We start from the raw sequence: 14,784 nt of genomic DNA on the forward strand, positions 1-14,784 counted from the left end.
ATAAACACATATTTTTGCTTGGGGTGGTTGATTTTTTTTAACGATACTGGGTGGAAACGGCGGCGGCCGCGCGCAAACAGGCCAAGCAGCTCGCGGGGTCACCGCCGTCGACGCGGTAGCGCCGCGACGCCGACCGCGATGACGGCGATGACGGCGGGCGCCTGCGCCCACAGCGAGCCGCCCATATAAGGCGTCCCCGAACGCCACGTCCCCGTCGACAGCGCGGCCGCCGAGATCAGCGTCCCCAGCCCGGCCACCCACGGCAGCGCCTTGGCCGTCAGCACGGGCCGGAAGCGACTACAACCCAGCGCGATCAGCGTGAATACCGCGCCGACCGGCCCCGACACGACCGTGACCACACCGGTCAGCCCGACCGCCGCGGCCCACCGAACACCCCAGGTCACCGGCGCCGGACCGGCATCGGGCACCTCGCGTCGCCGCGGAATCGCCAGCAGCACCAGCGGAATCAACAGCAGCAGACCGCCGAAGATCGCCAGCCGGTACCAGCGGTCGGCCGGGAACGACACGGTGATCTCCCCGGTCGTGCCCGCCGGGACGACCCACGCCTGCTGCCAGCCGTCGACCACCACCGGCGACAGCTCCCGCCCGTCGGCGGTGTGCGCCTCCCAGCCGACATTCGTGCTGAGCGGCAGCACGAGCAACCGCGTGCCGGGCGCGGTGGGCGCGGGCGCGATCGGATCGGTGCGGATCAACCGCAGCCGGTCGACCGTGAACAGCTCCGTCGGCGCGACGGTGAGGTCGGGATGCCCCGGCAGCAGCTCGATATCGGCCGCGTCCTCCGGGCACGCCCGCGCGGAAACCGGTGCGCCGGAACGGAGTTCGTCGGCGGTGGCGGTGATGGTGGTGTGTACGGTGCGGCCGCCGATCGCGATGACCGGCCCGTCCGCGCAGTCGATGGTGACGAGCCGGTCGCCCGCGGCGGGCGCCGGGTACTCGGGACCGAGCACCTCCACCTCGGCGAGCCCGGCGGGCTGGGAGAGCACGAAGCCGAGCGCGGTGCGGTCGAGCACCTCGTTCCAGCTCTGGATGCTGATCTCGATGCGGTCGGTGACCGTGGGGTACAGCGAGATCCGGGCCGGCTCGCCGTGTTCGCGCTCGGGGAGTTCGCGGAACTGCGGACCGTTGCCGAGGTTCACCATGACGGCGGTGGCGGTGGCGGGCAGTCCGCCGAGCGCGGTGGTGAGGTCGAGCCCGGTGACCTCGGCGGGCTCCGGAAGTTCCAGTACCAGTGTGGGTTTGGCGCCCGCGAGATTGCGGACGGTCGATTCCGGCGCGGTCCAGGTGGTCTTCGGATCGCCGTCGGTGGCGGCGAACGCGGCGCCGCGCAGGTCGCCGACATCGGCCTTGCCGCGCGCCACCGGCCGGGTGTGGTCGGTGAGCAGCGCCTCCAGCGCGGGGCCGGGCCGGGTGCGGACAGTCAGCTCGGTGGTGGCGGTGAGTGGCTCGGGGACCGCGAGCGTGCGACCGAAGACGCCGGGCTCCTCGGCGGGCAGTCCGAGGCCCTTGCTGCAGTGCACCCGATCGGGACCGTCGAAACACGCACTGCGACCGGGGAATTCCTGCCCGAGATCCCAGCCGGTGACGGTGGTGCCCGGCGCGACATCGGGGAGCACGACGCGATGCCGGATATCGACGCGCACCGGCGCGTCCCGCACCGTGTAGTCGTCGAGGGTGAGCTCGCTGATCCCGAATTGACCACCGCTGGTGCCGGTCTCGGTCCGCGCGGCGGTGATCATCACCCAGTCGGTCTTGCCCGCGGGCAGCGGAACACTCACGGGCGCACCGGGTTCGGTGATCCGCGCCGACACCGTGCCCCGTGAGGTGCGGACCTCCACCCACTTCACCGGATCGCCCAGTGCGGCCGCCGTGGTGGTGAACCGCAGCGAACCGGTGGTGATCGGCTTGTCGAGATCGAGCCGGATCCATTGTCCGAGTGCGGATTCGGCGCCGTTGCTGATCCAGGCGGTACTCGGATCGCCGTCTACCGCGGCGGCGGTGGAGCTGCCGGGAGCCGAGTCGCCGATCTGGGTGGCGTCGGCCGCGGAGCTGGACGCGGTGACCTTCGCGCCCGACCACTCGCCGCGCACCAGCGGCGTGCCGTCGACCGGGTAGTCGGGCACCAGATTGTGGGTGCGGCGCGCGTCGTCGGCGGCGCGGACCGCGGAGTTGTGATTGTCGACCCGGCCGAAGTCGGTCTCGCGGTCCATCGGGGTATCGGTCAGCAGCGTCGGTTTCGGCGGCAGCCCGGCCCGCGCGGCATCGGCGGCGAGAAGCACAGGGGCCGTGGGGTTTCCGGTATCGCGCCGGATCCGCTCGAGCACTTCGGGGCCGCCTTGGACGACCGGCACAGAATCCAGCGCGACGGTGTACGCGCCGGGGAACTCGGGCGGCGCGCCGGTGCCACTGCGCACCTCGACGGGCGTTCCTGGCGGCGGGACCTCGACCCGGTAGATCTCGATGGCCGGATAGGCGGGCTGCAGATCGTTGTCGACGACCAGACCCGCATCCGCCGCGCGCGGCCCGATCAGGTCACCGAATTCGGCGACTTTAGTCAGCCCGGGCGAACCCTCGATCGCGCGGTGCGCCAGCATCGGCCTGGTCGATCGCGACGTCTCGGGGTCGAGATCGTTGCGCAGCACCAGAACTCCGATGCCCTGGTCGGCGAGCGTGGCGGCGAGTCCCGTCGACGGCCTGCCGTCGGCGATGAGCCGCTGCACCGAATCCATCGCGCGGATGGTGCCCGGCGGATTCAGCGGAACCGAATCACGCACGGCCCAGGGCGTACTGGCCAAGGCCTGCAAGGGTTCGTCGCGGGTGAGTCCCCAGATCTGGCTGCCGAACGGTGCGCCGGGCACGACCAGCGCACGGGTGTCGGCGGCATTGTCGGCCAGCCAGTCCGCGGTCTCGGTCCAGTACGCGGGCACCTCGTCGTAGGCGCCGCGCGGCGCGAGCTTGCCGGTCCACGCCAGCGAGGTGGCGAGGGCGAGCGCGGCCAGGATCAAGGCGGCGACGGCGACGAGCCGGTCCCGCTCCGGGTGGGCGAACGTGTCGCGCCACTCCCGCAGCGGCACCGAGGCGGGCAGGGGCACCCGGCCGAGCAGGTGCGCCAGGCCGATCACCAGCGGCAGCCGGATCAGCGGCTCCAGCTTGTGCACATTGCGCAGCGGCGCGCCGCTCGAGTCGAGGAATACCCGCACCGACTCGGCGAACGGTCCACCGAGCTCGCCCACGTATCCGGCGCTGATCCCGGCCAGGCCGACGAGCAGGATCAGCGCGAACCGGCCCCGGTACGGCATGGACGAGCGGGCCAGCCCGGCCATACCCGCCGCGGCGAGCAGTCCGGTCGCCAGTACCGCCGCGGGCTGGGTGACCAGCACCGCGCCCGCGATGCGCTCGGGAGACACGAACGGCGTCCAGCTGTCCGTGCCACGCAGCACCTCGCTCAGCGAGGCCCACTGCGTCGTCACCCCAGACGACTCGATGTAGTCGAGGAACGGCGGGCTCACCTTGCCGAGCAGCAGCAGCGGCACCACCCACCAGAAGGTCGCCAGCACCAGCAGCGGAATCCAGGCCGCCGTGAACCGCCACCACCGCCGATTCGGCCGGTAGGAGGCCCACCACAGCGCGGCGGGCAGGAACGCGGCCACGGTGGCGACCGCGTTCACCGAGCCCATCAACGCCAGCGCGAGCGCGCTCCCGGCAGGCGAGAGCGCACCACCGCGCCGGATCGCCCCGGACCCGCCGCCCGGATCCGCGTCGCCGGGCGTGGTCGCCGTCGCGCCTTGATCACCGGGCTCGGCCGCTGTCGTGCCGTGACCGCCGGGCCCCGCCGCTGTCGCGCCTTGATCACCGGGCTCGGTAGCACCCGCACTCCGCCGATTTCGCAGGGTGACACCGAGCGCCGCGGGCGCGAGCAGCACCCACGGCGCCAGCATCATCGGCAGCGTTTCCGAGGAGATCGAGCCGAGCGTGGTGAGCACCCGCGGTGACAACGCGAACGCGATACCGGCGATCACCCGCGACCCGCGCGCGCCGATCCCCAGCGTCTCGCACAGCTTGACGATGCCCCAGAACCCGGCGAGCAGCAGCAGCGCCCACCAGACGCGCTGCGTCACCCAGGCGGGCAGGTTCAGCAGATGCCCGGCGGAGAAGAAGGTGCCGTGCGGGAAGAAGTAGCCATAGGCCTGGTTCTGCACCTGGCCCATCGGAGCCTGACTGCTCCACAGGTGCGATGCCCGCGCGAGGAAACCCAGCGGGTTCTGGGCGAGGTCGTATTTGGTGTCCGCGACGGTGAGCCCTGGCGCCTGCGCGAACGTCAGGACGAAAGCGGCTACGACCGTGCCGACGAACCAGCGCCAACCCAGTGGTGCCGTGTCCGGTTGCCCCGCTAGGGGGCGTGACGCGCCGGCGTCGGACTCAGCGACTGCCGTATTCAGGGGCGTTGAGCAGCGAGGAGTCCTTGTCACCGCTGCGGTCGATCGAGGGCGCCGTGTTCTGCTGCACCGCTGCCGTGATCGCGAAGACGGCGATTGCGCTCAGCAGGGCGCCGCCGACCGCGCTGGCAACAGCCGGAACAGCAAACTTCATCGCGCACTCCAATACGCTCGACGTCGGGGTGGTACTCCGGCCAACCTAGCAGGTGCGGCCCGTCGGGTCAGTCTTCGGGCACGTGGCAATCCAGCGCGCCGAGCAGCGTCCGGAATTTGGCGGTGGTCTCGGCGAGCTCGGCCCGCGGATCGGAGGCGGCGACGATCCCGCCGCCCGCGCTCGCCCGCAGCGTGCGCCGGTCGGCCGCGAGTTCCGCGCCGCGGATGGCGACCACCCATTCGCCGTCACCGTCGTCGGCGCACCAGCCGACCGCGCCGCCGTAGAAACCCCGCTGTGGTTCGTCGGCGATGATCGCGTCCAGCGCGGCGCCGAAGGGCGTCCCGTTGACGGCCGGTGTCGGGTGCAGCAGCAACGCCAGGTCCAGCGCCGTCGTCGACGGGTCGCGCAGCACGCCGTTGATGGGCGTGGCCAGGTGCCAGACCTGCTCGGTACTCAGCAGTTCCGGCGCGTCCGGGATATGGAGTTCGGTGCAGACCGGTTCCAGCTGCTGCCGGATCCACTCGATCACGAACGCGTGCTCGTCGTGGTTCTTGGTGCTCGACAGCAATTCGCGCGCCTGCGCGGCATCGGCATCCGGATCGGCGCGCCGGGGGAGGGTGCCCGCCAGCGGATGCAGGCTGACGCGATCACCATGGCGCGCGACCAGCACCTCGGGGGTGGCGCCGAGCAGGATCTCGCCGGGCCTGCCAGCCACCGACAGGTCGACCACGTACACACTCGCCGCCGGATGCCTGGTCAGCAGGTGCCCGGCCAGCACCTCCGGATCCAGCGGTGCCTCAGCTTCGAGCACCATGCTGCGCGCGGCCACGACCTTGCGCAACTCGTTCGCGGGGTCGCCGAGCTGGTCGACCAGTTTGGTCACGCGCGCGATGTGCTCTGCGGCACTGGGTATTTCGCGGATGACCCGCACATCCGGCAGCTCCGGCAATGCCGCGGGCCGCCACGGGCCCGCGGTGTGCACCGCTGTCTCGGGCTGCCAGAGCGCAGCGGGCTCACGCGGATCGAACGGCAACGCGCCGACAATCACCCGCACGGGTGACTCTCCGGATCGCGGTCCGAACCCGCCTCCGCCCGTTGTGCCCTCGCACGTCTCAGCCACGCCCATCGCGCCTGCGCCCGCCGAGCCTCGCCATGCCTCGCCCGCGCCCGTCGGCCCCGCGTCAGTCTCGCCCGCACCTGTCGGGCCCGCGCCAGTCGCGCCTGACCCGCTGTCGTCTGCTGCGTCCGCGCCGTCGCGCCAAGCTCGCAGCGCCGCTACCGCCTGCCTGGGGTCGGAGAAGGTCGCGTGCACACCCGTAGCCGCCAGCACGGCATCGGGTCGAGCGAGCAGGAACGGTTCCATGGTGCTTCGACCATAACGCCGACACCACCCCCGCCGGTCGGCAGAGCGATCGAACTCTCAGTGCTCGGGCGGCACCAGGAAGACCGGCCGGTGCCCATGCTTGAGCACCGCCTCGGCGACACTGCTGTGCAGCAGCGCGCGCAGCCCGGTCGCGCCGCGCGTTCCCGCGACGATGATGTCGACATCGAGCTCGTCGGCGCAGTCGACGATCGCGTTCCAGATCGTGGTCGTGCACTCGACAGTCCGTGGCTCGGCATCGATTCCGGCCAGTTTGGCCAGGTGCACGCCCTCGGCGTTGATCTTGCGGGCATCGGTGTAGGCGATGTCCTCGATCTCCTCGTCGGGAACCCAGTCCGGTTGCATCACCCCGGCCAGCCCGGAGATGCGGGCGGCCTGGCGCACCATCGGCTCCCAGGCGGTGAGCAGGATCGCGCGCTCGGCGGAGAGGAAGCGGCCCGCGTACTCGACGGCGCGCTTGGCGTGTTCGGAACCGTCGTAGGCGATGAGCATCCGATCGCAAGCCATGACGACCTCCTGCGCTGGTCCAGCGTCTGTTCCCACAGATTACCCCCGCATTCGGCGAATCAATCGCACACCGGTGCCGCGTTTCCGCCGTGAACCCGGCTACCGTGGAGCACATGCGGAAATCGCCTGTGGTCGTGTTCGCAGTCCTCGCCGCCGTCGCCACCGCCTGTGGGGGAGGTTCGTCGCCGGAGACGACCACCGCGGCGACTGGCACCGGCGCCCCCACATCGTCCCCGGAGGGTGCGCCCGCGACGGGTGCCCCAGCCCAAAGCCCATGCGGCACGGACTATCTCGCGAAGTTCACCCAGCGCGAGAAACTCGCCCAGCTGCTGACCGTCGGCATCACCGGCTCGGCCGACGCCACGAATGTGGTGAGCACCGAGCAGGTCGGCGGCATCTTCATCGGCAGCTGGACCGATCCGGGGCTGATGGACAAGACCCAGCTGGACGCGGTGAAGGCGCTGGCCAAGGCGCCGCTGATGGTGACCATCGACGAGGAGGGTGGCCGCGTCTCGCGCGCGAAGAACGTGATCGGCGCGATCCCGTCGGCCCGCGTGATCGCCCAGACCCAGACCTCGGAGCAGTACTACCAGAACACGCTGACCAGGTCGACGGCGTTGAAAGACCTGGGTATCACGGTGAACTTCGCCCCCAGTGTCGACGTGAGCAGCCAGCCCGACGACAGCGTCATCGGTGACCGCTCCTTCAGCGACGACCCGCAGGTGGTGACCGAATACGCCGGCGCCTACATCCGCGCGGCCAGCGAGGTCGGCCTCGGCTCGGTCATCAAGCACTTCCCCGGCCACGGCTCGGGTTCCGGTGACTCGCACACCGGCGCGGTCCGCACGCCGCCGCTGTCGGAGCTGCAGGACAAGGATCTGGTCCCGTTCCGCGAACTGGTGAACTCCGGCGCCGCGGTGATGGTCGGCCACCTGGACGTGCCAGGGCTGACCGAACCCGATGTGCCCGCGAGCATCAGCCCGGCCGCGATGACGCTGCTGCGTGAGGGCACCGGCTACGGCGCGCCGCCGTTCGACGGCCCGATCTTCACCGACGATCTCGGTGGCATGGCGGCCATCACCGCCCGCATGTCGATCGACGAGGCGGTCGAGGCCTCGCTGGTCGCCGGCGCCGACAATGCCCTGTGGATCAGCACCGACGCGGTACCCCAGGTGCTCGACCGTTTGGAACAGTCGGTGGCGAGTGGCAAACTGCCCGCCGACCGGGTCGACGCCTCGGTGCTGCGGATGGCGCGCTACAAGGGCGCCCAGCTGGGCTGCTGAGGCGTCCGGCGACTGTGCGGCAAAGGGGTACCCATGATCTTACCTTGGAGTAAGATAGGGGTTCACCCTGCGGTAGGAGAGTGGATGGCAGGCGGGACGAAGCGACTTCCCCGGGCGGTTCGTGAGCAACAGATGCTCGACGCCGCTGTCGAGGTGTTCGCGCGCAAAGGCTTCCACGACACCTCGATGGACGCGATAGCGGCCGAGGCGAAGATCTCCAAGCCCATGCTCTACCTGTACTACGGCTCCAAGGACGAGTTGTTCCGCGCCTGCATCCAGCGCGAGGGACTCCGCTTCATCGAGGCCGTCGCGCCCGCGGGCAACCCGCACCTCACCCCGCACGAGCAGGTCCGCACCGCGCTGGAGGGCTTCCTCGATTTCGTCGACCGCAACCGCCAGTCCTGGCAGGTACTCTACCGGCAGGCAATCGGCCAGCAAACTTTCGCCTCGGAAATCGACAACGCGCGCGAACGCGTCATCGAGCTCACCGCGAAACTGCTCGAGTCCAGTGCCAAGCACGCCGACCCGGGGACCAATTTCGAAGTCGTCGCCGCCGCGGTGATCGGGGCGGGCGAGGCGATCGCCGACCGGGTCGCGGGCGGCCGGATCGAAGTGGCCGAGGCGGTCGACCTGCTCGACGACTTGGCCTGGCGCGGTCTGGCCGGTCGCAAGAAGGCCGAGTAGCGCTTGCGGCAATCCCGTCGGCCTGCCATCGTGCACGGCTAGAAGATTCATGACAGACGGGGTGGGAAGTGTTCGGTGTGTTGAAGCCGTGTGCGCACGGCGCGGCGAAATATGGCATCGATCCAGGGCAGTGGCAGGCGCACATGTGCGGCCTGTGCCTGGGTCTGCGTGACGGGCACGGTCAATTGGCCCGCGCCGCGACCAATACCGACGCGATCGTGCTGAGTGTGCTCACCGAAGCCCAAACCGGCGATTCCGGTGCGCGCACCACCGCGGGACCGTGCCCGCTGCGCGGTATGCGCCGGGCGTCGGTGGTCGCGGCGAACGCGCCGGGCGTGCAGCTGGCCGCGACGGCGTCATTGCTGTTGGGGGCGGCCAAGATTCGCGATCATGTCGAGGACGGGGACGCCGCCGCCCTCGCCCGCAGGCCCATGCGCCGGGTGTCATCCACCTGGGCGACCCGTGCGCAGGAGCAGGCCGCCCAGATCGGCCTCGACGTGCAGCCCATGTTGGCTGCGATCGCCACGCAGTCGGCACTCGAGGCGCGGGCCGCAGATGCAGGCACACCGCCCCTGGCTGTGGTGGGACCGGCGAGTCCTGGCGGGGTTTCCCTGACCGCGCCCGACGCTGGCTCCCTCGGCACGCTGATCACGCTCGATGATCTGACCGGCCCAACTCAACTCTGCGCGGCCACCCTGTTCGGCCACACCGCGACGCTCGCCGGCCGCCCGGAAAACGTTGTCGCGCTCCAGAAGATCGGCCGCCACGTCGGCCGCATCGCCCACCTCGCCGACGCCATCGAAGACCTCGAACGCGACCGAGCCCGGGGCCGCTTCAACCCCCTCGACGCCACCGGCACCGACATGCCCCGCGCCTACCAATTGGTCCGCGAGAGCGAAGCGGCCATCCGCCACGCCGCCGCCGAGGCCGAGCTAGATCAGCTGCCGACGGTGCGCTGGGCACTCCTCGACCCGCTGTCGGCCCTGCTGCGCCGCATCGGCCAGGGACTCGGCCTCGCCGTGGGCCATGCCTGCCGCACTTCGCCTGTCGCCCAGCGGCATTCGCCCTACCAGTTCCCGTCCCCACCGGGTCGGCGCCCGAACCGGCCCGGCCCACTGAAGGCGGGCGGGCTGATCCTGGGCGTCTACTGCACCGGCGTGGCCTGCTGTGCCGACCACACCAGCCCGTGCACCGGCGAGGAGAAGGAAGCCTGGGCCAAGCGGTGCGACTGCGACAGTTGCTGCGACTGTGGCGAGTGTTGCGGCAACTGCTGCAGCTGCTGTGGCGAGGACGGCTGCTGTGGCGACTGCGGCTGCGACTGCAACTGCTAGGAAACCCTCACTCGCACTTCACGATCGGAATCGGGTCGTACTTCACCGTCCTGGTGTGCCGCGACACCTGGGCACCGGTCTTGCGATCGGTGATCACCCTGGTGTCGGAGATGGTGAACCCCGGCGCACCCTCGGAGGCGATGCAGTCCTTGCCCTTGGGCAGGGTGATCTCGGTCGGCTCGGTCGGCTTGGACTTCTCGCCGGTGATCGACTCCACCTCGACGGTCTTGGTGCCCCACAACCGCACGGTGATGTCCGAGCCCGTCGCGACGGTCTCGATGTAGATGCCGGCCGGGCTGTTGTTGCGGAACGACAGGTCGATCGCCCCGTCGAACACGGTGGCTTCGCGCGCCGCCGGGTACCGCGAGATGTAGTAGCTGTGCTCGGTGTGGCCCGCGTCTTCCATGCCGGCGAAGTAGGCCGCGTTGTAGAGCGTGGTGGCGAACTGGCTGATGCCGCCGCCGACCGCGGTGCTCGGCCTGCCCTTGTCGATGATGCCGGACTCGACATAGCCCTCCGCGGCGGTGCGCGGACCGGTGAACTCGTTGAGCGAGAACGTCTCTCCCGGTTTCACCACCGCGCCGTTCACCTTCGCGGCGACGGTGCGGATGTTCACGCCCGAGGGCCCGCTGAAGCCGCCGGTGGTGAACTGGCCGACCATCTCGTTGATGCCGAGCCCGTTGGCGGCCTCGGTGGTGAGCTTCGGCTCGATGCGCTGATAGATGGCCTCGACCGTCCGGTCGCCGGACTGGACCAGCAGCGCGGGCAGCTTCTCCAGCGTCTTGGGCCAGTCGACCTTGTTGCCGACCACGGAGGGCACCACGGTCGGCTTGCCCGCGCCGACGGTGAAGGTGGCGTCCTTGGGCTCCACCTCGGAAGCCGCCAATTGCGGTGCGAGAACAGCGATCGCGGCGTCGTTGTCGATCTTCGGCGCCAGGCCGCCGTTCCCGTCGGGAACGAAGCTGAGCACGCTCGCGATCTGCTCGGGGGCGAGCGCGGCGCGAGAATCCTTGCCGCGCACCGTGATCGGCGAGGCGACGGCAGGGGTCGCGATGTCACGCAGCGCCGCCTGCACCGCTTCGTTGCGCACCGCGACGGGCGCGGCCACCACCGGCAGGTCCAGTTCGTTGCTCGACGCCCAGCGCTCGGTGATCGTGGTGCGGGCGGCGTCGGTGTCGAGTACCCGGCCGGGCACCGGCGCGACCGCGACCGGCCTGCCGTTCTCGAACCGCACCGTGCCCTCCACGGTCGGGTTGTCGTGCACCTGGAAGCCGGCCAGCTGCTGATCGAGCGCGGCCGCGTCGACCGTGCTCGCCACCTGGACGTCGCGGGAGCTGAACAGGGAGACCAGCCGGCTCACCGGATTGATCGGCTGGTCGCCGACCGCGTCCCAGGTGCGGTCCCAGTCCACGGCCAGGCCGGCGGCGGAGGGCACCATGGTCGCCTGCACGTCACCGATACGGACCGGGAGCGGGCGATCGGCCTTGGGGCTGAGCTGGCTGTGCAGTCGGGCGTCGGCCTCGGCCTTGTCCATCCCGCCGACGTCTACGCCGGCGATGACGACGCCGCGCGGCACGTCACCGGCGCTGAGCGCCAGGTCGGCCAGATAGGCGGCGGTGCCGACGGCGAGCACGGCGCCGACGGCGATGCCGATCCGCTTGGTCAGCTGGGGGATGTCCGAGCCGGTCGGCGGCTGCGCGCCGGTGGGTGGGGGCGCGGGCGACCAGCGATCACGGGTCACGGTGGTGAGTGGCTGGGTGGGCAGGGCGGTGGTGTCGGCATCGAAAGTGCGATTTGCTTGGAGCAGCTTGCGTAGTCCGACCTCGCCCCTTCGGTCGGCCGGTTGTCCGGCGTTCGACTCGCTGGGCACGGAGGTCCTTCCGTTGGGTGTTATGGCGTCGTCCTGGATCAGGTGCGCCCGGCCCTGGTGTTTGCGGGGCCCCGGCCAAGGGTAATGGCGTTCGTCGCCCTCGGCACCTGGCAACAGTGGATGGACAACAGGAAGGCTCCGCGTAGTTGCCGGGTCGGGGGTCTGGCAACTACACGGAGCCGATCTGTTTATCGCGGCCCGTTCCGGGGCGTTACAGCCTGTTTCCGAGAAGTTTCATGGCGCCCACGGACGCCGCTCCGCGGGCCGATAGGACCACACGAGACAATCTGACGTGAGACTCGACACCAGGTACCGGACAACGAGGGAGAACTGATGCAGCTGGGAATGATCGGCCTCGGCCGGATGGGTGCCAATATCGTGCGCCGCATCGTGCAGGACGGGAACACCGCGGTCGGTCACGAACGCCATCAGGGCCACATCGACGAGCTGGAGAAGGAGCTCGGCGACAGCTTCAAGGGCAGCGCCGACCTGAAGGAATTCGTCGCCATGCTCGACGCGCCGCGCGCCGTCTGGGTGATGGTCCCGGCCGGTGCGACCGGTGCCGTCGTCGACGATCTGGCCGAGCTGCTCGAGCCGGGCGACATCATCATCGACGGCGGTAACAGCCGCTACCACGAGGACATCAAGCGTGCGAAGGCGCTGGCGCCCAAGGGCATCCACTACCTAGACGTCGGCACCTCCGGCGGCGTGTTCGGCCTGAAGCGCGGCTTCTGCCTGATGATCGGCGGCGAAGCGGAGCAGGTGCGCTACCTCGAGCCGCTGTTCAAGTCGATCGCTCCCGGCGTCGACGCGGCCCCGCGCACCCCCGGCCGCACCGGCGAGCCGACCCCGGCCGAGCAGGGCTGGCTGCACTGCGGTCCGGCCGGTGCGGGCCATTTCGTGAAGATGGTGCACAACGGCATCGAGTACGGCGCGATGGCCGCCTACGCCGAGGGCCTGAACATCCTCCAGCACGCCAACATGGGCGCCGACCACGGTGGCGGCGAGCACTCGGCGGAGGAGACCCCGCTCGACAACCCCGAGCACTACCAGTACGACCTGGACATTCCGGACATCACCGAGGTGTGGCGCCGCGGTTCGGTCGTCGCGTCCTGGCTGCTCGACCTCACCGCGGGCGCCCTGTACGCCGACCCGAACCTGGACGGTTTCAGCGGTCGCGTCTCGGACTCCGGCGAGGGCCGCTGGACCATCGACGCCGCCATCGACACCGCCGTGCCGGTCCCGGTGCTGTCGGCGGCCCTGTTCCAGCGCTTCTCCTCGCGCGGTGAGGCCCTCTACGCCGACAAGATGCTCTCGGCCATGCGCAAGGCGTTCGGCGGCCACAACGAGCTGCCGGAGAAGTAGGCCGTCCAGGCCTCTTGACGCTCACCACCGGCCTTCCGTCGCCCGACGGGAGGCCGGTGGTCGCTGTTCGGGCGATTCCGGATCGGCCGAAAAGTCCGGATGGTACCCGCCAAACGCCCACCCAAAGAGTAAAACGTGAATGTTCCACAAAAATGGCAACACGTTCCTGTTTTCCAGGACAACCGTCCAGTCCACCGGATACCTTCTGGTCAGAGGGGGGATAGACCACTCGATGAGGAATTCGTCCCGGCCGACTTCGCCGGGGCTTGGAGGAAAATCATGATCCGGACTTCGCGTATCACCGCTGGCGTCGCCACCACCGCTCTGGTCGTCGCCGGTGTCGGCGTCGCTCTCGGTTCCGGCGCCGCCGCCGCGGCGGGCTCCTGCGCGGTCAGCAGCCACGCCGAGAAGAAGGATGCCAGCACAGTCGGCATCACGCACGTCTACGACAAGACCGCCAGCGCCGAGCAGATCGGTGTCGGCACCTCGGTGACCTACAAGGTGGTCGTCGGTACGACCGGGATCGGCAACCCCTACGTCAACACCATCACCGACTTCCCGCCGGTCGGCTTCGGCGCCCCGACCAAGACCACCATCACCGCCTACCACGCCATCGGCGGCCAGGTGACCGAGGACGTCACCCCCGAGCCGAACGCGGGCGGCTGGAAGGTCACCAGCACCGGCTGGTTCGTCAACTCCGGCAACCCGGTCACCCTGACCATCACCTACCCGGTCCCGGACAGCGTCAAGGCGGGCCAGATGATCACCAGCGGTGGCGTCGGCGTCGCGGGCACCGTGGGTGTCGGCAACGAAATGCCCGGCCTCACCGCCTGCTTCACCGCGCGCGGCGCCAATGCGGGCGAGACCGTGATCGGCAGCCTCGGCGACAACGGTCTGGGCTCCTCCGACGGTCAGCTGAGCTCCACCGGCTCGATGAGCGACATCATCTCCGACGTGCTGCGCAATCTGATCGGTAGCTGATCGCGTAGCACCTGGTCGCCGGGACGGTCTCGCGCTGCCGTCCCGGCGTTCTGGGTTCGCCGGGTATCGCCCCCATCTGTAGTGAGGATTCATGTTCGTGTTCACCCGTACCCGCGCGGTCGCGGTCTCGGCCATGGCGCTGGTGCTGCTGTCGGTCGCCTCGATCGGCACCGCGGGCGCCGACGCCTCGCGCCTGGACCGCGTCGAGCGGCCGGGCCAGCGTCAGCAGACGCTGCACGTGTACTCCGCGTCGATGGACCGGGTGATCCCGCTGCAGGTCATCACCGCGCACGACACCAGCGTCCCGCGCCCGACCCTGTACCTGCTCAACGGCGCCGGCGGCGGCGAGGACGTCGCGAACTGGTACAACCAGACCGATATCGTGCAGTTCTTCGCCGACAAGAACGTCAATGTCGTCACGCCGGCCGCGGGCAAGTTCTCCTACTACACCGACTGGCAGCGCGACGATCCCACACTCGGCCGCAACAAATGGCAGACCTTCCTCACCGAAGAACTCCCGCCGATCATCGACGCCACGCTGAATACCACGGGCGTGAATGCCATTGCCGGACTGTCGATGTCGGCCACCGCCGTACTCAACCTGGCCATCGCCGCTCCCGACCGCTACCGCGCCGTCGGCGCCTACAGCGGCTGCGCCTCGGTCGCCGACCCGATGGGCCGCGCCTACGTCGACGTGGTCTTCGCCCGCGCGGGCGCCGCCCCCCCCCACATGTGGGGCCCGCCCCGCGACCCCGCCGGGCCCGCCAACGACCC

At 70.1% G+C, this 14,784-nt stretch carries 11 protein-coding genes; 6 read left to right on the forward strand and 5 right to left on the reverse strand.

Annotated elements, in window-relative coordinates:
• Positions 1–98 precede the first annotated feature (98 nt).
• From ACFWPJ_RS09345 to ACFWPJ_RS09360, 4 genes are all read right to left on the reverse strand, one after another.
• Positions 99–4,457 (reverse strand): alpha-(1->3)-arabinofuranosyltransferase, encoded by a 4,359-nt coding sequence (locus ACFWPJ_RS09345; protein ID WP_378849147.1) that lies wholly within the window; start codon positions 4,455–4,457, stop codon positions 99–101.
• The gene (locus tag ACFWPJ_RS09350; protein ID WP_022566695.1) at positions 4,438–4,608 is read right to left on the reverse strand and encodes a DUF2613 domain-containing protein; all 171 of its coding nucleotides are present in this window, start codon (positions 4,606–4,608) and stop codon (positions 4,438–4,440) included. The genes ACFWPJ_RS09345 and ACFWPJ_RS09350 overlap by 20 nt, the downstream gene beginning before the upstream one ends.
• A gap of 67 nt (positions 4,609–4,675) precedes the next feature.
• Positions 4,676–5,734, reverse strand: coding sequence for an isochorismate synthase MenF (locus tag ACFWPJ_RS09355; RefSeq protein ID WP_378849148.1), 1,059 nt, complete (start codon positions 5,732–5,734; stop codon positions 4,676–4,678).
• Positions 5,735–6,028: 294 nt separating this feature from the next.
• Positions 6,029–6,496 (reverse strand): universal stress protein, encoded by a 468-nt coding sequence (locus ACFWPJ_RS09360; RefSeq protein WP_378849140.1) that lies wholly within the window; start codon positions 6,494–6,496, stop codon positions 6,029–6,031.
• A 113-nt stretch (positions 6,497–6,609) separates the two neighbouring features.
• On the opposite strand from ACFWPJ_RS09360, the gene ACFWPJ_RS09365 reads away from it, so the two are divergent.
• From ACFWPJ_RS09365 to ACFWPJ_RS09375, 3 genes are all read left to right on the forward strand, one after another.
• Positions 6,610–7,779, forward strand: a complete 1,170-nt coding sequence (locus tag ACFWPJ_RS09365) for a glycoside hydrolase family 3 N-terminal domain-containing protein (protein ID WP_378849141.1) — start codon at positions 6,610–6,612, stop codon at positions 7,777–7,779.
• Positions 7,780–7,863: 84 nt separating this feature from the next.
• Entirely contained in the window at positions 7,864–8,463 is a 600-nt protein-coding gene (locus ACFWPJ_RS09370; RefSeq protein WP_378849142.1) for a TetR/AcrR family transcriptional regulator, read from the forward strand.
• 77 nt (positions 8,464–8,540) lie between these two features.
• Positions 8,541–9,794: a DUF5685 family protein gene (locus ACFWPJ_RS09375; RefSeq protein ID WP_378849143.1), complete on the forward strand. Its 1,254-nt coding sequence runs from the start codon at positions 8,541–8,543 to the stop codon at positions 9,792–9,794.
• A 7-nt stretch (positions 9,795–9,801) separates the two neighbouring features.
• On the opposite strand, the gene ACFWPJ_RS09380 is transcribed toward ACFWPJ_RS09375, so the two are convergent.
• A complete protein-coding gene (locus tag ACFWPJ_RS09380; protein ID WP_378849144.1) occupies positions 9,802–11,664 on the reverse strand; it encodes a VanW family protein in 1,863 nt (620 codons plus the stop codon).
• 333 nt (positions 11,665–11,997) lie between these two features.
• On the opposite strand from ACFWPJ_RS09380, the gene gnd reads away from it, so the two are divergent.
• From gnd to ACFWPJ_RS09395, 3 genes are all read left to right on the forward strand, one after another.
• A complete protein-coding gene (gene gnd / locus ACFWPJ_RS09385) occupies positions 11,998–13,029 on the forward strand; it encodes a phosphogluconate dehydrogenase (NAD(+)-dependent, decarboxylating) (RefSeq protein WP_378849145.1) in 1,032 nt (343 codons plus the stop codon).
• 279 nt (positions 13,030–13,308) lie between these two features.
• Positions 13,309–14,010, forward strand: coding sequence for a hypothetical protein (locus ACFWPJ_RS09390; protein WP_378849146.1), 702 nt, complete (start codon positions 13,309–13,311; stop codon positions 14,008–14,010).
• A 133-nt stretch (positions 14,011–14,143) separates the two neighbouring features.
• Positions 14,144–14,784 (forward strand): alpha/beta hydrolase (locus ACFWPJ_RS09395; RefSeq protein ID WP_378849149.1); only part of this gene is annotated, 641 nt, incomplete at its 3' end.

The organism is Nocardia sp. NPDC058497 (assembly GCF_042720195.1).
Lineage (GTDB): Bacteria > Actinomycetota > Actinomycetes > Mycobacteriales > Mycobacteriaceae > Nocardia.

Bases quoted from the DNA above. Each gene is read 5' to 3' on its own strand.
- ACFWPJ_RS09365 (WP_378849141.1), top strand. From the start codon at position 6,610: ATGCGGAAATCGCCTGTGGTCGTGTTCGCAGTCCTCGCCGCCGTCGCC.
- ACFWPJ_RS09350 (WP_022566695.1), bottom strand. From the start codon at position 4,608: ATGAAGTTTGCTGTTCCGGCTGTTGCCAGCGCGGTCGGCGGCGCCCTG.
- gnd (WP_378849145.1), top strand. From the start codon at position 11,998: ATGCAGCTGGGAATGATCGGCCTCGGCCGGATGGGTGCCAATATCGTG.
- ACFWPJ_RS09390 (WP_378849146.1), top strand. From the start codon at position 13,309: ATGATCCGGACTTCGCGTATCACCGCTGGCGTCGCCACCACCGCTCTG.
- ACFWPJ_RS09370 (WP_378849142.1), top strand. From the start codon at position 7,864: ATGGCAGGCGGGACGAAGCGACTTCCCCGGGCGGTTCGTGAGCAACAG.
- ACFWPJ_RS09360 (WP_378849140.1), bottom strand. From the start codon at position 6,496: ATGGCTTGCGATCGGATGCTCATCGCCTACGACGGTTCCGAACACGCC.
- ACFWPJ_RS09355 (WP_378849148.1), bottom strand. From the start codon at position 5,734: ATGGGCGTGGCTGAGACGTGCGAGGGCACAACGGGCGGAGGCGGGTTC.